The organism is Klebsiella sp. CN_Kp097, from assembly GCF_040064495.1.
Classification (GTDB): domain Bacteria; phylum Pseudomonadota; class Gammaproteobacteria; order Enterobacterales; family Enterobacteriaceae; genus Klebsiella; species Klebsiella aerogenes.
In genome coordinates this window covers 1-21,426 of sequence record NZ_JBEAIL010000008.1, presented here as the reverse complement: position 1 = coordinate 21,426, position 21,426 = coordinate 1, and the positions used below count along the sequence as shown (strand labels likewise).

Sequence of the window (21,426 nt, the reverse complement as noted above, 5' to 3'; positions counted from 1 at the left end):
GCCGTGAATTATAATGTTGAGAGCTCGGTTACGCTTTCATAACATTTTCATTCGAAAATCGCGCGATAGATAACAATTCGGGAACATTCCCCAGAAATGATGTTCAGGCTACCACTACACTATCACTATCAGGAAACGAGATATGGTCATGCGTAGGTTTACACCGTGGTTACTGGCTCTCGCCTTAAGCGGATGTAGTGTCCTGCAGGGTACGCCGGAGGCACCGCCGCCGGCAAGCGATCATCCGCAGGAGATTCGTCGCAATCAGACTGAGGGCCTGCAAAAGATAGGTACCGTCAGCGTGCTAATGTACGGTTCGCCGATGGATGTCGAGACCGCGTTGAAAGCCAAAGCAGAAGCCGCAAAAGCGGATTACTACGTCATCGTCATGATCGATGACACCATGGTTCCCGGCCAGTGGTATTCGCAAGCGATTCTGTATCATAAATAGCGGTGTGATGCGTTTTTAACCAGCTTTACACTGCTTTGCGTCCATTCACGTTCTCCTGCGCATAATAACGTTCGGCCAGCCTTTTTGGCAGAACGTTAGCAAACGGACTGCCCTCGGGATTACGTGAAATGGAGCTGACGATGAAACGATCACTGACCTTACCCAGCCTGTTGCTGACCACCGCGACGGCCAATACTTCCGCTCAGTCAGCCGAATTCGCCAGTGCGGATTGCGTCACCGGCCTGAACGAAATTGGTCTGATTTCCGTCAATAATATCTCCGGCAGTCAGCAGGATGTCGAGCACGCCATTGCCGTAAAAGCCGATGAGCAGGGCGCTTCCTGGTATCGTATCGTTCAGATGTATGAAGAGCCGCAGCCGGATAGCTGGCGGGTGCAGGCCATTCTCTACGCCTGAGACGGCTGTCGTCCGCGCCCCATTGCTCGCAGCAGCGCATCGTCAAGCAGTTGAGCGTCCAGGCGGACACTTCCTCGCGTATCCAGCATCATTCGGCACCATGCCTGGGCCAGCGGCGGCGACGCAAAGCGCAGCATCTGCGCACCCGTCCCCAGGCAATACACCAGACGCGCTATTTCTCGTCCCTGCGCCTCAACCGGCCGCCGTAAAAGTTGCTGAAGCTGTCGCCACGCGCGATCGTAATGGCGATTTTGCCCTTTGACTTCCGCACACTCCGCCGCCAGCATTTCTAGCGCCGCCGGCTGCTTGCTAAGTACCCGCATCACGTCGAGACACATAATATTGCCGGAGCCTTCCCAGATACTATTCACCGGCATCTCACGGTATAAACGTGGGAGCTCGCTCTCTTCGCAATAACCGATACCGCCCAGCGTTTCCATCGCCTCGGCGACAAACGGTATACCGGCGCGACAGATAGCAAACTTGGCGACCGGGGTAAATAACCGGGCCCATAGCACTTCATGCGCATCGTCGCGCCGATCCCAGGCGCGAGCCAGACGGAACAGAAAAGCGGTTTGTCCTTCAAGACGCAGCGCCATCTGGCCCAGCACCTGACGCATCATCGGCTGATCGGCCAGATTCTTGCCGAACGCCTGACGCTGCAGCGCATGATACAGCGCCACCGAGTAAGCGCGGCGCATCAGGGCATGGCTGCCGGCGGCGCAGTCGAAGCGGGTCAGCGCGCCCATCTTGAGAATTTGCCGCACGCCGTCGCCTTCTTCGCCTATCAGCCACCCGCAGGCGTCAAAGAATTCGGCTTCGCTACTGGCGTTAGAGCGGTTGCCTAATTTATCTTTCAGCCTCTCAAGACGCACGCCATTGCGTTGACCATCGGGTAAAAAACGCGGCACAAAGAAGCAGGAGAGCCCGCCCGGCGTCTGGCCTAATACCAGATGCGCATCGCTCTGCGGCACCGAGAAGAACCATTTATGGCCCACCAGCCGATAGAATCCTTCCGCCGTTTTTTCCGCTCGGGTGGTATTACTGAGCACATCGGAACCGCCCTGTTTTTCGGTCATTCCCATACCAATCAGCAACCCACGCTTCTGATCGCCGGGCGCCAGATGCGGGTCATAGCGGTCGCTGAGCAACGGCGGCAGCCAGTCGCTAAAGACGGTGGGCAGCGCGCGCTGTAGCAGCGGCGTTGCGGCGAAGGTCATGGTTATCGGGCATAACGTTCCCGCCTCCACCTGGGCATGCAGCATAAAGCGGGCAGTACGGGCAACAAACGAACCCGCGCGGGCATCCTCCTGCCAGGCAAGATTATGCACCCGGTTGGCGCACAGTCCCTGCATTAGCAAATGCCAGGCGGGGTGAAACCGCACGTCATCCAATCGGGCGCCGGTGGCGTCGTAGCGTAGCAGTTCCGGCGGATTACTATTGGCCAGACGCCCCAACTCCAGCGATTCCGCCGTGCCCAACTGCTGGCCGATGCTGGCGAGCAGATCGCCATCCCAGCCGGCGCCTTCACGCGTCACTGCCTCACAAAGCGCGGTATCGGACAAAAACAGATTACTGTTACACAACGGCGTCGGTTGATTGAATACGGTATGCGTTTGCCAGTGCATGATGTCTCACTCCGTCAATGGCTCTGACAGTAAGTATGGTCGGCCGCATAGACGCTCACAAAAAAACCGCTCCGCCTTCGTGAAGCCCATCACAGGCATAAGAATTTAAAATTTTCTCATTAAAAATGTATGGAATAATTTATTCATTCGTTACTGTTTTGTATCAGTCGGGGCTTCCTATGCACACCGCCAGCACAACATCGGCAGCGCAAAAACGCGCGCTGATCGCCGGTTCTATCGGTAACTTTATTGAATGGTACGAGTTCGCGGTCTATGGCTTTCTGGCGACCGTAATTGCGAAAAATTTTTTCCAAATGACTGGAGAAGCGCCGCTGACCGGGCTGATTCTGACTTACGCCTCTTTCGCGATAGCGTTCTTCTTTCGCCCGCTGGGCGCCATCGTTTTTGGCCGTCTCGGCGACCGCATCGGCCGCAAGCCGACGCTGATTATCGTATTGGTGCTGATGACGCTCGCCACCACGGCAATCGGACTGGTGCCGGTTTACGCCAGCATCGGTATTGCCGCGCCGCTTATTCTGACCGGATTACGTATTCTTCAGGGATTGTTTGCCGGCGGCGAATACGGAGGGGCGGTGTCGCTGATGACCGAGTTCGCCCCTAAAGGTAAGCGTGGTCTGTATGGCGCATGGCAATCTTTTACCGTCGCGCTGGGGCTGCTGGCAGGCGCAGGCGTGGTCGCGCTGATTTCCGCCGCGCTTAGCCCCGAATCGCTGCATGACTGGGGCTGGCGCATCCCCTTCTTCCTCGCCATACCGATGGGCATCGTCGCGCTGTGGCTACGCGTTAAAATGGAAGAGACGCCGGGCTTTTTACGCCAGCAGCAGGCTACGCCGCTCGCGGAAACCCGTGCCAGTTTGCGCCAGACGCTCAAAGCGATTCTCACCGGCATTGGCCGGCTGATGGTATGGTCGGCGGCGGGTTATACCTACCTGGTGATCATGCCCTCATACCTTCAGTCCGCGCTGCACACCGGTTTTAATCAGGCGCTGCTGATTGCGGTGATCTCCAATATTGGCTTCGCCATCACCATCTTGCCTGCCGGGATGCTCAGCGATAAGTGGGGGCGTCGGCGGGTGATGGTCGCGGCTGCGGTATTGCTGCTGGTACTGGCGCTACCGCTGCTGAAAATATTGCAGGCGGAAAGCAGTACGCTGCTGGTGAAAGGTATCGTGGTGCTGATTGCGGGTGGCCTGGTGGGGATTCTGGCCGGGCCTGGGCCGGCGATGCTGGCGGAGATGTTCCCAACCAGAGTGCGTTATACCGGGCTGGGTTTAGCCTATTCGCTTTCGAATGCTGTCTTCTCCGGCTGTGCCGGGTTGATTATTACCGGCCTGATTAAACAGACCGGTAATCTGGATATTCCGGCGTACTACGTGATGGCGACGGCCGTCGTCAGTATTGCCGCGCTGATGACGCTCAATAAGAACGATCATTTACGGGCGCTGGACGACTAACCCACCTCGCCAGCGGCGGCTTAGCTGCGCTGGCGCACCGCTTCAAACAGGCAGATACCGGTGGCGACGGAGACGTTCAGCGAAGAGACGCTACCCGCCATCGGGATGCTGATCAGTTCATCACAATGTTCGCGGGTCAGGCGACGCATACCTTCGCCTTCCGCGCCCATCACCAGCGCCATCGGGCCGGTCATTTTGCTCTGGAACAGCGTATGGTCGGCTTCGCCGGCGGTACCAACGATCCACACGTTTTCTTCCTGCAGCAGACGCATGGTCCGCGCCAGATTAGTGACGCGGATCAGCGGCACGCTTTCCGCCGCGCCGCAGGCGACTTTCTTCGCCGTAGCGTTGAGCTGAGCGGAACGATCGCGCGGCACGATCACCGCATGCACGCCGGCGGCGTCGGCGCTACGCAGGCAGGCGCCGAGGTTGTGCGGATCGGTGACGCCGTCGAGGATCAGCAGGAACGGTTGATCGAACTGCGCCAGCAGATCCGGCAGATCGTTTTCCTGATACTGACGTCCCGGCTTCACGCGAGCAATAATGCCCTGGTGCACCGCGCCTTCGCTTTTCTCATCGAGAAACTGGCGGCTGGCAACCTGAATCACCACGCCCTGCGCTTCAAGGGCATGAATCAGCGGCAGCAGACGCTTATCCTCACGGCCTTTCAGAATAAAAACTTCCTGAAAACGCTCAGGTGCGCGTTCCAGCAGTGCCTGCACCGCATGGATGCCGTAAATCATTTCACTCATTGATGTACTCGTTTTAGGTTCTGTTATCCGTCCCCATCACCCCGCCCCGCGCCAGCAGGCTTCAGGGTAAAGGGACGTCAATCACTCGGCGTTCTTCTTTTTCGCCGCGCGCTTGGCTTTGGTTGCCGCGGCGATTTTCTGCGTTTTCGCCGACGGCTTTTTCGCTTTCTTCTCGCCTTTCGGTTTGGCTTTAGCTTTGTCTTTTTCCTTGCGGAAGGCGCTATCCGGCTCGAAGTTTACCTGCTTGCCAACCTGGCGACGACGGCCGCCGCCGTTTTTACCCGGCGCGCCCTTCTTCGCTTTTTCGCGTGCGGTTTTGCCAACATTACGCGGGCCGCGTTCACTGGAAATCAGGCTGAAATCAATCTTACGCTCATCCATATTGACCGCTTCGACGCGCACTTCCACGCGGTCGCCCAGACGGTAAGTCTGGCCGCCGGACTCGCCGATCAGCCGCTGCCCGACCTGGTCGAAGCGATAGTAGTCATTATCCAGCGAGGAGACATGTACCAGACCATCGATAAACAGATCGTTCAGGCGGACGAAGAAGCCAAAGCCGGTGACGCTGGCGATCACGCCGGAGAAGGTGTTGCCCACCTGATCCTGCATGAAGTCGCACTTCAGCCAGTCTGACACTTCACGCGTTGCTTCATCGGCGCGGCGCTCGGTCATCGAGCAGTGCTCGCCCAGCTGCAGCATCTCTTCCATGCTGTAGTGCCAGCCGCCGGTCTCGGTGCTATTGCCTTTATGTCCCTGCTCTTTCGCCAGTAAATACTTAATAGCGCGATGCAGCGACAGGTCAGGATAACGACGGATCGGCGAGGTGAAGTGGGCGTATGACTGCAGCGCCAGGCCGAAGTGGCCGCGGTTTTCCGGATCGTAGACCGCCTGCTTCATAGAACGCAGCAGCATCGTCTGCAGCATTTCCGCATCCGGGCGATCGGCGATGGAAGTCAACAGCTCGGCGTAATCGCGCGGCTCCGGCTTGTTGCCGCCCGGTAGTTCCAGCCCCAGTTCCGCCAGCACGGTACGGAAGGCGGTAATCGCTTCGGTGCTTGGCTTATCGTGAATACGGAACAGCGCCGGCTCCTGCGCTTTCTCAACGAAACGCGCCGCGGAGATGTTCGCCAGGATCATGCACTCTTCAATCAGCTTGTGCGCATCGTTACGCTGAGTCTGTTCAATACGCTCGATACGACGCTCGGCGTTGAAGATGAATTTAGCTTCTTCACTTTCAAATGAGATACCGCCGCGCTCTTCACGGGCGCCATCCAGCACCTTATAGAGGTTATGCAGCTCTTCAATATGCTTCACCAGCGGCGCATAGTGCTCGCGTAGCTCCTGATCGCCCTGCAGCATATGCCACACCTTGGTATAGGTCAGGCGGGCGTGAGAGCTCATCACCGCTTCATAGAATTTAAAGCCGGTCAGGCGGCCTTTTGACGAGATCGTCATTTCGCAGACCATACACAGGCGATCGACCTGTGGGTTCAGCGAACACAGGCCGTTGGACAGCACCTCTGGCAGCATCGGTACGACCTGCGAAGGGAAGTAGACTGACGTCCCGCGGCTGCGCGCTTCGCCGTCCAGCGGCGTACCGGGGCGCACGTAGTAGCTCACGTCGGCGATAGCCACCCACAGTCGCCAGCCGCCACCGCGTTTTTTCTCGCAATACACCGCGTCATCGAAGTCGCGGGCATCTTCGCCGTCAATAGTGACCAGCGGCAGAGAGCGCAAATCGACGCGCCCGGCTTTCGCCTCTTCTGGCACTTGCTCTTTGAGGCCGGAGACCTGTTTTTCCACCGCCGGCGGCCAGACGTAAGGGATCTCATGGGTACGCAGCGCCATATCAACGGCCATGCCGGTGCCCATGTTGTCGCCCAGCACTTCAACTATTTTGCCGACCGCTTTGGTACGGCGGGTTGGACGCTGGGTCAGCTCGACCACCACCACGTAGCCCATACGCGCGCCCATGATCTCTTCAGGCGGGATCAGGATATCGAAGCTAAGACGGCTGTCATCCGGCACCACGAAGCCTACACCGGCATCGGTGAAATAACGGCCGACGATCTGGCTGGTTTTCGGCACCAGCACGCGAACGATGCGCGCTTCGCGACGCCCCTTACGATCGGCGCCCAACGGCTGGGCCAGCACCTGATCGCCATGGATACACATTTTCATCTGCTCAGATGAAAGATACAGGTCGTCTTTACGCCCTTCGACGCGTAAAAAGCCGTAGCCGTCGCGGTGGCCAATAACGACGCCTTTGACTAAATCGAGACGTTCCGGCAGCGCATAGCACTGACGGCGAGTAAACACCAACTGGCCATCGCGTTCCATTGCACGCAGGCGACGACGTAGCGCTTCGGTTTGTTCTTCGCCCTCGATATTTAACTCAATCGCCAGCTCATCACGGCTGGCCGGTTTTTCGCGTTTGGTTAAATGTTCGAGGATAAATTCCCGGCTCGGGATTGGATTCGCGTACTTCTCAGCTTCGCGTTCCTGGAATGGATCTTGTGACATATCGGTTCCTCCGTTGTCATCTCCGATGAAAGTCTCTGGGTGGCGCACGCCGCCGCTTTGTGAGTTCTCTTTACGCTGCGGCGCGAATCACTCAGCGCTTTTCTTCCACCAGTAATAATTTATAGAGCGGTTGATTCTTTTCAACCAAATCGGCCAGCGTGTAGTTATCCAGTTCCTTCAGGAAACTTTGCGCGGCTTCGGCAAGTGCCTGTTTCAGGCGGCAAGCGGGAGTAATGTGGCAAAATTCGCTGCTGCAATTCACCAGCGATAGCGGCTCAAGATCGCGCACAACATCACCCACGCGAATCATTTTAGCTGGCTTGCCAAGGCGAATCCCCCCATTCTTTCCCCGCACGGCCGTCACGTAGCCAGCACGGCTTAACTGATTGATTATTTTGACCATATGATTACGGGAAACGCCATAGACATCCGTCACCTCGGAAATACTGGTCATTCGGTCATCCGGCAACGACGCCATATAAATCAGCGCACGTAATCCATAATCGGTGAAACTCGTTAACTGCACATCAACCTCAGGGTAAGGGGAAAGCGGTGAATCCGCGGGTATTAACTCTATTGATGATAAACCAGCCAGCGCTCAGGCCGCTAATTTATTTGAAATGGGGCGGGCGAACTGCAAAAACAAGGGCGCCCGAACGGCGCCCCTGGATGATGATTACGCGTCGAACGGGTCGCGCAGAATCATAGTCTCAGTACGGTCAGGACCGGTAGAGATGATATCAACCGGCACGCCGGTCAGCTCTTCAATACGCTGGATGTAGTTCAGCGCTGCCTGCGGCAGACCGCTGCGCTCTTTCACGCCGAAGGTGGTTTCGGACCAACCCGGCATGGTTTCGTAGATAGGCTCGATACCTTCCCAGTTGTCGGCAGCCAGCGGAGTGGTGGTCACTTCACGGCCGTCCGGCATACGGTAGCCGACGCAGATTTTCACTTCTTTCAGGCCGTCCAGGACGTCCAGTTTGGTCAGGCAGAAGCCAGACAGGGAGTTAATCTGCACCGCGCGGCGTACCGCGACAGCGTCCAGCCAGCCGGTACGACGACGACGGCCGGTAGTGGCGCCGAATTCGTTACCCTGCTTGCACAGGAACTCGCCGGTTTCATCAAACAGCTCGGTCGGGAACGGACCCGCGCCTACACGAGTAGAGTAAGCTTTGATGATACCCAGAACGTAATCCACATAACGCGGGCCCAGGCCGGAGCCGGTCGCCACGCCACCAGCAGTGGTGTTGGAGGAAGTTACATACGGATAGGTACCGTGGTCGATATCCAGCAGCGTGCCCTGCGCGCCTTCGAACATCACGAAGTCGCCGCGCTGACGCGCCTGATCCAGCAGATCGGAGACGTCAACGACCATGCTGGTCAGGATGTCGGCAATCGCCATCACATCGTCCAGCACTTTTTGATAGTCGACCGCTTCTGCTTTATAGAAGTTCACCAACTGGAAGTTGTGATATTCCATCACTTCTTTCAGTTTGTCAGCGAAGGTGGCTTTATCAAACAGGTCGCCAACGCGCAGGCCGCGACGGGCGACTTTATCTTCGTAAGCCGGGCCGATACCGCGACCGGTTGTACCGATAGCTTTCGCACCGCGTGCTTTCTCACGCGCAACATCCAGCGCAACGTGATAGTCGAGAATAAGCGGACAGGCTTCGGACAGCAGCAGACGCTCACGAACAGGGATACCACGGTCTTCCAGACCTTTCATCTCTTTCATCAGCGCAGCCGGAGACAGCACAACACCGTTACCGATGATGCTGGTTACATTCTCACGGAGAATACCTGATGGAATAAGATGGAGGACGGTTTTTTCACCGTTGATTACGAGAGTATGGCCTGCGTTATGGCCACCCTGGTAGCGCACAACATATTTAGCCCGTTCAGTCAGGAGATCGACGATCTTCCCTTTACCTTCGTCACCCCATTGGGTGCCCAGTACGACGACGTTGTTACCCATTTTTTCAAAATCACCGTTTGCTTAAAAATGGATTCTACCATCGCTTTTTCAGAGTTACAGCACTTTTTGCACTCAAAATGAGGGTAATACGATTGTTTTTTGATCAGCCAATCGATTTCCTCAACATGTAGTAGATGACGATACCAGCTACCACAAGACCGCCGCCAAAGCGACGCAATAAATTATCCGGCAGTTGGCTCATGGTCGCTACCATCTTGCGCCACGCGCGGGGATAAAGCAGTGGGCCAAGACCTTCGAGAACTAAAACCAGCGCCAGTGCCAGCCAAATTGTTGCATTCATTATTGATGACCCTTATAGAAAAACAAAACCGCCGCCAGTTTGGCGCCGGTGAGTATTACCGCAAAACCCTTTTCTTTCTTCACATTCTCCGGCATTTCACAGGCAATATGAAACCACCAGCTGAGAGAAAAATCACAATCTATGGCATGAAAAAAGGCGCCTCTTGCAAGGCGCCTTCTGATTTCACACTGACCCGGCTTATTTACGCACAGAATCCGGTGACTTCATGTAACGGAAGAAATCGCTATCCGGACTGAGGACCATCACGTCCTGGTTGCTCTGGAAGCTCTTCTCATAGGCGCGCAGGCTACGGATAAAGGCATAGAAGCCCGGATCCTGACTGAATGCATCGGCAAACAGTTTTGCCGACTCGGCATCGCCTTCACCGCGCAGAATACGCCCTTGACGCTCGGCTTCCGCCAGGGTCTTGGTCACTTCATAGTCCGCGGTCGCGCGCAGTTTTTCCGCTTCTTCCTGACCTTGTGAACGATGGCGACGAGCAACCGCTTCACGCTCGGCGCGCATACGGTTGTAGATCGCTTCAGACACTTCAGCCGGCAGGTTGATCTGCTTGATACGTACGTCAACGACTTCAATACCCAGCGCCGCCATACTGTTCGGGTTGATTACCTGAACCTTACCGTTAGTTTCAGCTTCTACCCGTTCTGCCGCTTTAGCGATAGCGTCATCGGCTGCCGGCGTCGAGACTTCATCTTCTGTACCTGCAGAACCGGAGTTCAGCGCATCACGCACTTCCAGGGTCAAACGACCGCGGGAATCAGTCACGATGTCTTTCACGTCCAGACGACCAATCTCAGAGCGCAGACGGTCAGAGAACTTACGCTTCAGCAGAACTTCGGCCTGGGAGACGTCGCCGCCGCCGGTCGCCAGATAGTAACGACTGAAGTCACTGATGCGCCACTTGATATAGGAGTCGACGATCAGGTCTTTCTTCTCTTTGGTAACAAAGCGGTCAGCCTGGTTGTCCATGGTCTGGATACGCGCATCCAGCATTTTCACGGATTCAATGAACGGGATCTTGAAGTGCAGACCCGGCGCATACACCAGCGGCTTGTTCTCATCGTCGCGCAGAACTTTGCCAAAGCGCAGCGTAATGCCACGCTCGCCTTCTTTCACCACGAAGACAGACATGTAGAGCACTACCAGCACGACGACAATGATCGCGATAACAGATTTACGCATCGTTATTCCCCCTGACGCTGGTAGTCGTTACGCTGCGCGTTGGCGCGGCGTTGGTCCATAATGGTACCCCCGGTTGAACTCGAGGTTGATGAGGTGCTGGCGCTGCTTGAGCTGGACGCAGGCGGCAGGCGCAGCAGATCGCTTGCGCCACTGCTATCGCTCTTTGCCGGCGCACCAGTGGCGCCTTTCAGCATCTGATCCAACGGCAGAACCATCAGGTTGCCGCCCTTGCTGTCATTAACCAGCACTTTGCGGGTATGGCTCAGCACTTTTTCCATGGTTTCGATATACAGACGCTCGCGGGTAATTTCCGGCGCGGCTTTATATTCCGGCAGGATCTTCGCAAAGCGAGCGACTTCACCCTGTGCTTCCAGTACGGTCTGGGTTTTATACGCACGCGCCTCTTCGAGGATACGCTGCGCCTGACCGTTCGCACGCGGCTGAACTTCGTTGGTATAAGCTTCCGCTTCGCGGATGTACTGCTGCTCGTTCTCACGCGCGGCAATGGCATCATCAAACGCGGCCTTCACCTCTTCCGGCGGACGCGCCGTCTGGAAGTTGACGTCCAGCAGGGTGATACCCATGTTGTACGGACGAATGGTCTCTTCCAGCTCGCGCTGGGTATCGCTACGGATAACGGTACGACCTTCGGTCAGGATACGGTCCATGGTGTACTTACCAATGACGCCGCGCAGGGCGCTGTCGGTGGCCTGACGCAGACTATCGTCGGCGCTGGTCACGCTAAACAGGTAGCGCTCCGGATCGGTCACCCGGTACTGTACGTTCATCTCAACGCGCACGACGTTCTCATCGGAAGTCAGCATCACACCAGATGCGGCCAGTTCACGAACCGACTCGACGTTCACCGCTTGCACATTATCGACAAAGGTTGGCTTCCAGTTCAGACCTGGCTCAACCAGATGACTGAACTTGCCAAAGCGTGTCACCACACCACGTTCCGCTTCCTTGATGGTATAGAAACCGCTGGCTGCCCAGATAATCACCGCCGCTGCAGCAACGATGCCGACAATGCGCCCACCCATCGGACCGCGCGGGCCCTGAGTCACATTACCGCCACCCTGGCCGCCTTTACCGCCGCCGAGACCGCCAAGTTTTTTGCTTAACTTGCGGAAGATATCATCCAGATCGGGCGGCCCCTGATCGCGACCGCCTTTGTTGCCATTTCCCTCAGAGTTGCCGCCATTTTTGCTGCTTCCCCACGGGTCGCGGTCCTGTCCGTTATTACCGGGCTGATTCCACGCCATGTATATGCTCCATATTTGTTTTTGATATCCCCACAGGGGTTAATATCTTCAGGCCAGGTCAAACCACGTAGTCGACCAACGCAGGCTCTTGTTTGCAGAGGCGACGCCAGTCCACGATGGGCATGCGCACTTGCAGGCTTACGCTGCCGTCATCCTCCATCCACTCTTTTTCTATCGCCTGAAGCTGATAGAAACGGCTTCTCAGGCGACCTTCCTGCGGCGGTAAGCGCAGCGTATGCTGCGCCACTTCGCCGGAAAGACGCTCTGTTAACGCCTGAAAAAGCAGTGGTACGCCAATCCCGGTCTGGGCGGAGAGCCAGACCCGAATCGGTTTATTCTCTTCATCCCGATCGATGCGCGGTTCAAAATCGTCAAGCACATCGATTTTGTTCATCACCAGCAATGACGGGATTTCATCGGCCTCGATTTCAGCAAGGACCGTATTTACTGCATCAATATTTTCCTGCACGCGGACATCCGCCGCGTCGATAACGTGCAGCAGCAGCGTCGCCTGACGCGTCTCCTGCAGCGTCGCTTTAAACGCCGCCACCAAATCGTGCGGCAGATGACGAATAAAGCCTACGGTGTCAGCCAGTACCGTTTCGCCGACGTCGGTGACGTTAATGCGGCGCAGCGTTGGGTCCAGGGTGGCGAACAGTTGGTCCGCGGCATAGACTTCCGCTTCGGTTATCTGGTTGAACAGCGTTGATTTTCCGGCGTTGGTATATCCCACCAGCGAGACGGTAGGGATATCGGCCTTAGCGCGTGACCGCCGACCTTGCTCGCGCTGCTTTTCTACTTTTTCCAGTCGCGACAGGATCTGCATAATACGGTTACGCAGCAATCGACGGTCGGTTTCGAGCTGGGTTTCACCCGGTCCGCGCAAACCAATCCCGCCCTTCTGCCTTTCAAGGTGGGTCCAGCCGCGTACCAGACGGGTGGCCAGATGGCGCAGCTGCGCCAGCTCAACCTGCAGTTTCCCTTCGTGGGTACGCGCTCGCTGGGCAAAAATATCTAAAATCAGACCGGTGCGATCGATAACCCGGCATTCGCAAAGCTGCTCCAGGTTACGTTCCTGGGCCGGACTCAAGGCATGATCGAACAGCACGACCGAGGCGCCGGTCGCTTTTACGGCTTCCGCAATTTCAACAGCCTTACCTTCACCAACAAAATACTTCGGGTGCGGTGCTTTACGGCTACCGGTAATCACCTGCATTGCTTCGACACCGGCGGAAGAAACCAGGGATTCAAACTCCTGGAGATCCTCCATATCTTTGTCTTGCGAAAAATAGATGTGTACCAGTACCGCCTGCTCACCGGCATCATAACGGTCAAACAAGCGTAAACCCCTTATAAAATACCAGCGGGGAACGCAGAAAACCTGGCTCCCCGACGTGGAAAAACAGCATTAGCCTTATTCGGCGTCGTCGCTGTCTTGCTGCGGCGCAGAAGAACCTTGCGCGCTACCACCGTGGTGATAGTTGTTTGCACCGCCGCCAGCATTATTGCTGTGGTGAGACACCGGACGGGACGGAACAACAGTAGAAATTGCGTGCTTATAGACCATCTGGCTGACCGTGTTCTTCAACAGGATCACGAACTGATCGAAAGACTCAATTTGCCCTTGCAGCTTAATACCATTCACCAAATAAATAGAAACCGGAACACGTTCCCGACGCAAAGCGTTCAGGAACGGATCTTGTAAAGATTGCCCCTTAGCCATTCTCTCTTTTCCTTATATGTATGCTTGTTTTGTACTCAGAACCTTACGATTCTTAAAAAAAATTACGCACGATACCATTCAATTGTACACGTTCAGTTCTGGCTAGCACCAACAACCTGTAATACTTTGTTGAGCGCTTGTTCAGGTTGCTCACTGTCTAACCAGTGAACATCTTCCCAACCACGCAGCCAGGTGACCTGACGTTTAGCTAACTGTCTCGTCGCGCAAACACCTCGATAAACCATTTCATCATACGGGACCTCGCCTTCAAGGTATGACCACATCTGGCGGTATCCGACACAACGAATGGAAGGCATATCCGTATGCAAATCTCCACGGGCAAATAGCGCCCGCACTTCTGCTTCAAAACCTGAAGCCAACATCTGATGAAAACGCTGCTCAATGCGTTGATGTAGCAGTTCACGGCTCGCCGGGGCGATGGCGAACTGATGCACCTGATACGGCAGAGCCTCTCCTGACGTTTGCGTCAGTTCCGTTAAAGTTTTACCCGAAATGAAAAAAACTTCCAGTGCTCGGGAAAGTCTTTGCGGATCATTTGGATGAATACGCGCGGCGGCCACGGGATCGATCTCCTGTAACTGCCGGTGCAATGCGTGCCACCCCTGCTCTGCTGCTTGTTGCTCAATTCTGGCCCTGACTGCGGGATCCGCCGAAGGCAGCGGCGATAACCCTTCCAACAACGCTTTGAAGTACAACATTGTTCCGCCGACCAGCAGCGGGATGCGCCCGGCGGCGACGATATCCGCCATTTCCGCCAACGCATCGCGGCGAAAATCCGCCGCCGAGTACGACTCTGCCGGATCAAGGATATCCAGCAACCGATGCGGCGCAGCGCTAAGCTCCGCGGCATCGGGTTTGGCCGTGCCGATATCCATTCCTCGATAGATGAGGGCGGAATCGACGCTAATCAACTCTACGGGCAAAACTTTACGCAAGGCGATAGCTAATGCGGTTTTACCGGAGGCCGTCGGCCCCATTAAAAAAATTGCCTTAGGCAGGCTCGCCTCAGTTACATCACTCATCTTTCAGGGCTGTCATCGCCGAATGTAAATCAACAGGTTGTAACAGACCACCCGGCGGCGCTTTAATCAGCTGCGGACATAAACGCTCAACGTCCGCCAGCACGGAAATCGCCTGCGCCATACTCCACTGCGCGTGCTCGCTCGTCAGATTACGCGCCGTCCACTGGGCAATGTCGCCGACGTCGAATGCCGTTAGCTGCGCCAGGTAGCCTATCAGTTCAGGAATCAAGATTTGTAAATTTTGTTGTCTTAAGGGTAAAGGCACCGCGCGGACCGTCACGTGCTGAGCATCTGCTTGTAAATCGATACCCAATTGCGCCAGCGCCGGCTGCGCCTTTTCCAGCGCCTTACGTTCTGCTTCGCTCACTTTAAGACGTAGCGGGATCAGCAGCGGCTGCGCGCAAACCGCTTCCGCGCCCGGCGTTAGCTGCGCCTGACGCAGCCAGCGCTCCGCCACCGGCAGCGCCAGCAACGCCAATGTGCCGCCGCGCTCGAGCAGCGCGCAATCGCTGCCGATAATAGTCAGCACCCGGCCAAAGCTTTGGCTATGGGCTGCCAGGCTTTCCGCAGGCGCCGGCGCAACGGGTGGCTTTTCCGCCGCCGGGGTTTGCAGCAGTTGACGGTAAAGCGCCCCCTGCTGTTTTTGATAGCCCGGCTGCGCGTGGGGCCAGTTGGCGCCGCCTGCGCTATAGCCGCCGCCGGCGGCAGGTTCCCGCGGCGCGCGGGTATCATAACCCGCCGCCGGTTCCCGGGCAGGCGATGGGCGAGCGAAATGGTTAGCGCCCGCCGCTACGCGATTTTCCGGCACCGGCCGCGACGCGGGCGCTTCGTCTTCTTCCGCCAACGGCGCATCCAGTTGCTGCTGCAGCACGCTCAGTACGCCTTGATAGATAAAATCATGCACCAGCCGCGATTGATGGAAACGTACTTCGTGCTTCGCCGGATGCACGTTGACATCAACCTGATGCGGGTCAATCTCCAGATACAGCACAAACGCCGGCTGCTGGTCAGCGCCCAGCTTGTCTTCACAGGCCTGGCGAATGGCATGGTTGATCAGCCGGTCGCGCATCATACGCCCGTTGACGTAGCAGTACTGGATTTCCGCTAATGCCGGATTGGTATGCAACGGATCGGCAACCCAGCCGCGCAGCGTCAGATCGCCATGCTGCCACTCAATGGCCAACGCGTGTTCCAGAAACGCCGCGCCGCAAATCGAGCCGAGGCGGCGTTCACGCGGGCCGCCTTCCGCCACTGCGCGATACTGGCGCATCATTTTGCCGTTATGGCTGAGATTAATCGTTACATCGAAACGCGCCAGCGCGATGCGGCGGACGATTTCATCAATATGATTAAACTCGGTTTTTTCGGTGCGCATGAACTTGCGCCGCGCGGGGGTGTTGTAAAACAGATCCAGGACTTCCAGCGTGGTGCCTATCGGATGCGCCGCCGGTTTCACCGTCACTGCCTGGTCGCGCCCTTCAGCATAAGCCTGCCATGCCTCGTGCTGCTCCGCGGTACGCGAAGTCAGCGTCAGGCGGGCGACGGAACTGATACTGGCCAACGCTTCGCCGCGAAAGCCAAGGCTGATGATCGCCTCAAGGTCATCCAGCGAGGCGATTTTACTGGTGGCGTGACGAGCCAGCGCCAGCGCCAGCTCATCTTTTTTGATCCCACAGCCGTTATCGCGAATACGGATAAGCTTCGCGCCCCCGCGTTCGATATCAATGTCGATACGGGTTGCGCCGGCATCAAGGCTGTTCTCAATCAGCTCCTTCACTACCGACGCCGGACGTTCCACCACCTCGCCAGCGGCAATCTGGTTGGCGAGCTGCGGCGGTAGAACCTGAATCGGCATGACCTTCTCCTTAGTTAATCAACGTCCCGCCAGGCGAACTGGCGCTGGCGGTTTGCGCGGCCGTGCCGCGCGGCGCTGATTGCAGCGGGTGCTGCATATAATAGTTACGCAGCCCTTTATAAATCGCCTCTGCAATCTGCTGTTGGTAATCATCACTACCCAGCAGGCGCTCTTCGCCGTTATTACTGATAAAGCCGGTTTCGACGAGGATCGACGGAATATCCGGCGAGCGCAGAACGCCAAGGCTGGCATGCTCCGGGCGGCGTTTATGGAGATTACCGACCCGCTGCAGCTGGCTTAGTACATCCGTCGCCACATCATAACCGACGCGCTGGGAATGGCCGAACTGTAAATCCAGCACCGCCTGGCTCAGATAAGGATCCGACTGGCTATTCGCCAGCACGTCGCCCGCACCGCCCAAAAGTTCAGATTGTTTCTCATGCTGTTCTAGCCAGCCGGCCATTTCGCTATTCGCGCGGCGGTTAGAGAGCACCCACACCGATGCGCCGGTCGCGTCGCGGTTCGGGGCCGCATCGGCATGGATAGAGACAAGGAAATTGGCGTTTTGTTTGCGCGCTACGTCCGAACGCCCCATAACCGAGATGAAGTAGTCGCCATTGCGGGTTAGCACCGGTTTAAACTGCGGATCGTCGTTGAGCAACGCCCGGAGTTTATGGGCGATAGCAATCGTGACGTTTTTCTCTTTGGTGCCGCCCGGTCCGATGGCGCCAGGATCCTGGCCGCCGTGACCGGCGTCAATGGCGATAATAATTTTATCGTCAGAAGAGACGGTACGCGCCGCCGGACGGCTGATGGTCTGGTTGTTGGTCATCGCCGGCTGACTGCTGGTCACCACCGTGGTTCTGTCGCTGCCAGAGTTTTTAAACGGATTGCGCGGCGGCGTGCTCGGACGCGACGCCACTACCGGCGCTTCGACCCGTTTCGCTATCACTGGCGGAGGAGGTGGCGGCGGCACATCGGCGTTAATGGTAAAGACGACGGTATAGTTGGCGCCGTTTTGCTGCTTCACCGCCCGCGTTTTACCATCTTCCGTCAGATCGACCAGCAGACGCAGCGATTGCGTATCCTGAGGCGAGCCGGAACGAATGCTCTTGACCAGATTATTACCGCTAAACTGCAGCGGCAGCCCCTGAAGTACGCCGGTTTGTTTGATATCCAACGCCACCGCCCGCTTACCTTGCGGGGTGAAAGAATATTCAGGATCGCCGACAAAACTTAGCGTGATGCGGGCCTGCCGATCGCCGTTTGAGACCTGGATATCGGATAAACTTGCCGCGGATGCCTGAGTGCCGAGCAGCATCAGAGCGGCGGCCAGCCAACTGGTTATACGATACTTCATCCCGTCATCCTTTAGGCTAAATGGCTAAACGCGCCAATAAAGACTCACCCAATGAAGAGACCGCCGTTACGCGCGCCTCACGCCCTTGCGCCTGATAATCCAGGTGAATTTCGACATCCGGGTCAGGCAGTACACCCGCGCCTTGTTGCGGCCATTCTACCAGGCAGATGGCATCGTTAGCGAAGTAATCGCGGATCCCCATAAATTCGAGCTCCTCAGGATCCGCCAGCCGGTAGAGGTCGAAGTGATACACCATCAGATTGTCGAGGGTGTAAGGCTCCACCAGCGTATACGTTGGGCTTTTGACATTGCCGCGGTGGCCAAGGGCCTGCAGAAAACCGCGGCTGAAGGTGGTTTTACCCGCGCCTAAATCGCCATACAGATAGATAACCGTCGCGCCGCTACAGGCCTGCGCTACGCGGTTGCCAAGGTCTAATGTCGCCTGCTCGTCGGGTAAAGGAATCACACGGTTAATCATGGTCTAGGTCAATCACATCCGGGTTAACAACACGCCTCAGCGTGCAAAAAAGATCGGTCGCCAGCATCCCGCGGGCGCCATCTCTGGCGGCCAGCCGGTCTGCGGCTTCGCCGTGCGCCACGCAGCCTGCGCAAGCGGCATCATATGGGGTCAGCCCCTGTCCCAACAGCGCGGCGATAATGCCGGTGAGCACATCGCCCATCCCGCCGCTGGCCATTCCGGGATTACCGGCATCAATGATACCGATTTCCCCCGCGTTATTCGCCACGACGGTTCCTGCGCCTTTTAGCACCACCACGCCGCCATACCGTTTTACCAGACGTTGTACAGAATGTAAGCGATCGCTTTCAACTTCTGCCACGCTGATATTCAATAAACGGGCGGCTTCGCCAGGATGCGGGGTTAACACGCGATTGTGACGTTTATCGGGATTGATTGCCAGCAGGTTCAACGCGTCGGCATCCCAGACCATCGGTTTGCGAAAATTCTCTACCTGCCGCAGCGCCGCTTTACCCCATTCGCTTTGCCCAAGACCGGGACCAATCGCCACGACATCCGCCCACTCCAGGCTCTCGGCAAGAGAGTCACCGTTCAGCTCATGGACCATCAATTCCGGTCTGGCAGTCACAATGCCCGCGATATTTTCCGCCCTGGTCAGCACGCGTACTAAACCCGCGCCGGCACGCAGCGCGGCCTCACCTGCCATACGAATGGCGCCAGCGGTGCCGCGATCGCCGCCGATAATCACCAGCCGACCATGCGAGCCTTTATGCGACGTCGGGCGACGCGGCGGCAACCAGCCTGCCAGCTGCGCTGCGGAAAAACGGCGAATAGCGGTGTTTTGCCCGGCAAGCCAGCGCTCCAGCCCGAGCGCATGATGATGTAAGCGCCCGACGACGTCGCGGGCGTTGCCGGTCAGTAGTCCGGGTTTTAGCGCGATAAACGTCAGGGTATGGGCGGCGTGGATTACCGCGCCAGGCGTCGCGCCGGTTTGCGCGTTCAGCCCGGAGGGGATATCAAGCGCAATAACCGGCGCGGGATAGGCATTCGCCAGTTCAATCAGCCCGGCGACGTTAGCGCGCGGCGCGCTATGCAGGCCGGTGCCGAGCAGCCCGTCAATAATCAATGAGATATCATCCGGCCAGGCGCTATCGGCGGCGTGGATGACGCCGCCGGCATTGAGCCACTCTTCCCGCGCGGCCTGCGCCTCTTCCGGCAGCGGCTTATCGCTTTCCAACGCCAGTAGCGTTACCGCGATGCCCTGCGCCTGCGCCAGTCGCGCGACGACATAGCCGTCGCCGCCGTTATTGCCGTGGCCGCAAAGAATCAACCAGTGCTGGCTGGCGGGATAAAGGCTTCGGGCCAGTTGAAACGCCGCCTCGCCGGCACGCCGCATCAATTCAAAAAGCGTCAGCCCGAGACTATCCGCCGCCTCTCTTTCCGCCTGGCGCAGCGTCTCCGCTGGCCATACGATGTGTGGTATACTGTCATGGTTTTTCGTCATTGTATGGTCCATCATGTCACAGCCCCTCGATCTCAATCAGTTAGCGCAGCAAATCAAACAATGGGGCACCGAGCTTGGCTTCCAGCAGGTCGGTATTACCGATACCGATCTCAGCGCCAGCGAACCTAAACTACAGGCATGGCTGGATAAACAATACCATGGCGAAATGGAATGGATGGCTCGCCACGGCATGATGCGCGCCCGGCCGCATGAACTGCTGCCCGGTACGCTACGCGTGATTAGCGTGCGCATGAACTACCTGCCCGCCAATGCTGCTTTCGCCAGCACTCTGAAAGATCCCACGCTGGGTTACGTCAGCCGTTATGCCCTGGGGCGTGATTATCATAAGCTGCTACGTAACCGCCTGAAAAAACTCGGCGAGATGATTCAGGAACAGTGTGCTTCGCTCAATTTTAGACCGTTTGTCGATTCCGCGCCTATCCTGGAGCGGCCCATCGCTGAAAAAGCGGGGCTTGGCTGGACAGGTAAGCACTCACTTATCTTAAGCCGCGACGCCGGATCGTTTTTCTTCCTCGGCGAGTTGCTTATCGATCTGCCACTGCCGGTAGACCAGCCGGTTGCCGAAGAGTGCGGACGCTGTGTCGCCTGTATGACTATCTGCCCCACCGGCGCCATCGTCGAGCCCTATACCGTTGACGCGCGACGCTGCATCTCCTATCTGACCATCGAGCTGGAAGGCGCCATCCCGGAAGAATTTCGTCCGCTTATCGGCAACCGTATTTACGGCTGCGATGATTGCCAGTTGATATGTCCGTGGAACCGTTTTTCGCAGCTCACCGATGAAGAGGACTTCAGCCCGCGTAAAGCGCTACATGCGCCGCAGCTGATTGAGCTGTTCGCCTGGAGCGAAGCCTGGTTCCTGAAAGTCACTGAGGGATCGGCGATACGCCGTATCGGTCACTTACGCTGGCTACGCAATATCGCCGTCGCGCTCGGTAATGCCCCGTGGAATGAAGCCAATCTGGCAGCGCTGGAAAGTCGCCGAGGTGAGCACCCACTTCTCGATGAACACATTGAATGGGCGGTTACGCAGCAGATCGAAAAGCGAAACGCCAACGTTGTCGAAGTACAGTCACCGCAGAAACTACGCCTGGTCCGGGTGGTCGAGAAAGGATTGCCACGCGACGCCTGATTCATTCACAGGCTGTGAATAAAAACAAAAACACATTGCGTTTCAACGGGCAGACGTACGTCAAGTGATCGAATTAACAGTTTGAAATGAAATTTAAATGTTAAATTTCAATCAGATACAATAATACTATTTACAAAGTGAAGCATTTATCGCGCAATCATCCAAACGATAGCCTGTGGATAACTCTGTTTACAGTATTTTTGGATAGGCAATGAAAATCATCCCCGGCGCGATTTCGCGCTGTGGATAAACTAGATAAAGGAAGAAATTTGGAGCGGGAAACGAGACTCGAACTCGCGACCCCGACCTTGGCAAGGTCGT

Annotated in this window: 19 protein-coding genes; 4 read left to right on the top strand and 15 right to left on the bottom strand. The window is 56.8% G+C overall.

Annotation, left to right across the window (positions count from 1 at the left end; genetic code table 11):
• Window positions 1–142: 142 nt before the first annotated feature.
• Both bsmA and yjfN read left to right on the top strand, forming a co-directional pair.
• Complete coding sequence (gene bsmA / locus ABLV07_RS15545; protein WP_015368621.1) at window positions 143–451, top strand: biofilm peroxide resistance protein BsmA; 309 nt, start codon at window positions 143–145, stop codon at window positions 449–451.
• A 140-nt stretch (window positions 452–591) separates the two neighbouring features.
• Window positions 592–867: a DUF1471 family protease activator YjfN gene (gene yjfN, locus ABLV07_RS15540; RefSeq protein WP_020079815.1), complete on the top strand. Its 276-nt coding sequence runs from the start codon at window positions 592–594 to the stop codon at window positions 865–867.
• Here yjfN and ABLV07_RS15535 read toward each other — a convergent pair.
• On the bottom strand, window positions 858–2,495 hold the full coding sequence (locus tag ABLV07_RS15535) for an isovaleryl-CoA dehydrogenase (RefSeq protein WP_348853601.1): 1,638 nt from the start codon (window positions 2,493–2,495) through the stop codon (window positions 858–860). The genes yjfN and ABLV07_RS15535 overlap by 10 nt on opposite strands.
• A gap of 179 nt (window positions 2,496–2,674) precedes the next feature.
• Between ABLV07_RS15535 and ABLV07_RS15530 the strand changes: the two genes are divergently transcribed.
• Complete coding sequence (locus tag ABLV07_RS15530) at window positions 2,675–3,970, top strand: MFS transporter (protein ID WP_348853602.1); 1,296 nt, start codon at window positions 2,675–2,677, stop codon at window positions 3,968–3,970.
• A 20-nt stretch (window positions 3,971–3,990) separates the two neighbouring features.
• On the opposite strand, the gene rlmB is transcribed toward ABLV07_RS15530, so the two are convergent.
• From rlmB to nnr, 14 genes are all read right to left on the bottom strand, one after another.
• Window positions 3,991–4,722 carry a 23S rRNA (guanosine(2251)-2'-O)-methyltransferase RlmB gene (rlmB, locus tag ABLV07_RS15525; protein WP_015704174.1) on the bottom strand — a complete coding sequence of 244 codons (732 nt, stop codon included), beginning with the start codon at window positions 4,720–4,722 and terminating at the stop codon, window positions 3,991–3,993.
• Between the two features lie 81 nt (window positions 4,723–4,803).
• Window positions 4,804–7,245: a ribonuclease R gene (gene rnr, locus ABLV07_RS15520; protein ID WP_047063860.1), complete on the bottom strand. Its 2,442-nt coding sequence runs from the start codon at window positions 7,243–7,245 to the stop codon at window positions 4,804–4,806.
• Window positions 7,246–7,336: 91 nt separating this feature from the next.
• Entirely contained in the window at window positions 7,337–7,771 is a 435-nt protein-coding gene (nsrR, locus tag ABLV07_RS15515; RefSeq protein WP_015368627.1) for a nitric oxide-sensing transcriptional repressor NsrR, read from the bottom strand.
• A 150-nt stretch (window positions 7,772–7,921) separates the two neighbouring features.
• Window positions 7,922–9,220, bottom strand: a complete 1,299-nt coding sequence (locus ABLV07_RS15510) for an adenylosuccinate synthase (RefSeq protein WP_002885665.1) — start codon at window positions 9,218–9,220, stop codon at window positions 7,922–7,924.
• 103 nt (window positions 9,221–9,323) lie between these two features.
• Window positions 9,324–9,521: a DUF2065 domain-containing protein gene (locus ABLV07_RS15505; protein WP_015368629.1), complete on the bottom strand. Its 198-nt coding sequence runs from the start codon at window positions 9,519–9,521 to the stop codon at window positions 9,324–9,326.
• Between the two features lie 198 nt (window positions 9,522–9,719).
• A complete protein-coding gene (hflC, locus tag ABLV07_RS15500) occupies window positions 9,720–10,724 on the bottom strand; it encodes a protease modulator HflC (RefSeq protein ID WP_015368630.1) in 1,005 nt (334 codons plus the stop codon).
• A gap of 2 nt (window positions 10,725–10,726) precedes the next feature.
• Entirely contained in the window at window positions 10,727–11,989 is a 1,263-nt protein-coding gene (hflK, locus tag ABLV07_RS15495) for an FtsH protease activity modulator HflK (RefSeq protein WP_015368631.1), read from the bottom strand.
• 58 nt (window positions 11,990–12,047) lie between these two features.
• A complete protein-coding gene (gene hflX / locus ABLV07_RS15490) occupies window positions 12,048–13,328 on the bottom strand; it encodes a ribosome rescue GTPase HflX (protein WP_032713510.1) in 1,281 nt (426 codons plus the stop codon).
• Between the two features lie 75 nt (window positions 13,329–13,403).
• A complete protein-coding gene (hfq, locus tag ABLV07_RS15485) occupies window positions 13,404–13,712 on the bottom strand; it encodes an RNA chaperone Hfq (RefSeq protein ID WP_015368633.1) in 309 nt (102 codons plus the stop codon).
• 92 nt (window positions 13,713–13,804) lie between these two features.
• Complete coding sequence (miaA, locus tag ABLV07_RS15480; protein WP_032706712.1) at window positions 13,805–14,755, bottom strand: tRNA (adenosine(37)-N6)-dimethylallyltransferase MiaA; 951 nt, start codon at window positions 14,753–14,755, stop codon at window positions 13,805–13,807.
• A complete protein-coding gene (gene mutL / locus ABLV07_RS15475) occupies window positions 14,748–16,610 on the bottom strand; it encodes a DNA mismatch repair endonuclease MutL (RefSeq protein ID WP_230250481.1) in 1,863 nt (620 codons plus the stop codon). The genes miaA and mutL overlap by 8 nt, the downstream gene beginning before the upstream one ends.
• Window positions 16,611–16,620: 10 nt before the next feature.
• Entirely contained in the window at window positions 16,621–17,970 is a 1,350-nt protein-coding gene (gene amiB / locus ABLV07_RS15470; RefSeq protein ID WP_015368636.1) for an N-acetylmuramoyl-L-alanine amidase AmiB, read from the bottom strand.
• A gap of 16 nt (window positions 17,971–17,986) precedes the next feature.
• A complete protein-coding gene (gene tsaE, locus ABLV07_RS15465; protein WP_015704166.1) occupies window positions 17,987–18,448 on the bottom strand; it encodes a tRNA (adenosine(37)-N6)-threonylcarbamoyltransferase complex ATPase subunit type 1 TsaE in 462 nt (153 codons plus the stop codon).
• Entirely contained in the window at window positions 18,441–19,952 is a 1,512-nt protein-coding gene (gene nnr, locus ABLV07_RS15460; protein WP_348853603.1) for a bifunctional ADP-dependent NAD(P)H-hydrate dehydratase/NAD(P)H-hydrate epimerase, read from the bottom strand. Before nnr ends, tsaE begins: the two co-directional genes overlap by 8 nt.
• Before the next feature lie 13 nt (window positions 19,953–19,965).
• Here nnr and queG point away from each other — a divergent pair, with 13 nt between their 5' ends.
• The gene (gene queG / locus ABLV07_RS15455) at window positions 19,966–21,105 is read left to right on the top strand and encodes a tRNA epoxyqueuosine(34) reductase QueG (protein ID WP_348853605.1); all 1,140 of its coding nucleotides are present in this window, start codon (window positions 19,966–19,968) and stop codon (window positions 21,103–21,105) included.
• Window positions 21,106–21,426 lie beyond the last annotated feature (321 nt).